Annotated in this window: 1 pseudogene; it reads right to left on the bottom strand. The window is 63.4% G+C overall.

Annotated features, from left to right (window positions below):
• Window positions 1-139: 139 nt before the first annotated feature.
• Window positions 140-804, bottom strand: a pseudogene (locus NCT32_RS36990) (hypothetical protein); the annotation flags it as partial.

Raw genomic sequence — 804 nt, forward strand, 5'->3', positions numbered from 1 at the left:
ATCTTCGTACCGAGGCACGAGCGGGTAGGCGAGGGGCATATCTGCAACGCTCATGCACTTGTCCCGCGGCGCATCTCACGAATGAAGCTTAGCCGGACGGCAGGTTCACGTACTGCAGGGATCTGAACGGCCGCTCGCTTTACGAAGCGTGGCTCGATAGCGAAGCTTGAACATCAGGCGTGAGACATCCGAGGCCGATGAGCGTCTCTTCGACGGTCACGTCCAGCGGCGTATACGGCTCGTGCCCGAGCGTCTGCACGAGCCGCGCGTTATTCAGATGCACAGGCGTCGTCCATAGATAGCGCATTTCCTGAAGCTCCCTGAATGTTGCATTGAACGGCGCGGCGAGCGCGAGCAGCCACCACGGAAAGCCGACGACAGCCGGCGCGCGCCCGGTGCGGCGCGCGACCATGCGACGGATAGCGTCGGCAAAGCCGGTGCCGTCCTCGTCCCAGTGACCGCTCATGTGGAAGCGCGCGAACGCATCGAGCAAATGGCGCTGCGCAAGCAGTTGAACCATCGTGCGAGCCACATCGGGCAGATACGCCCATTGATGCCCGATGCCGCGCGCACCCGGGTTCGTGATCTTCGTGACCGGGTTTCCAGGCCTCACGAGTCCTTGCGCGAGCCAGTTATTGCCCGCTCTTGGCCCGAAAAATCGCCCGCGCGCACGACCAGCACTCGCGCGCCTTCCTTGCTCGCGCGTTGCAGACGCGCTTCCATTTCCACGCGAATCGCGCCTTTGCGCGTGACGGGATGCTGTGGCGCGTCTTCGTCGATGAATGGAAACGCGTCCGGCCCGAA

It is taken from the genome of Caballeronia sp. INML2, from assembly GCF_023631365.1.
GTDB classification, from domain to species: domain Bacteria; phylum Pseudomonadota; class Gammaproteobacteria; order Burkholderiales; family Burkholderiaceae; genus Caballeronia; species Caballeronia turbans.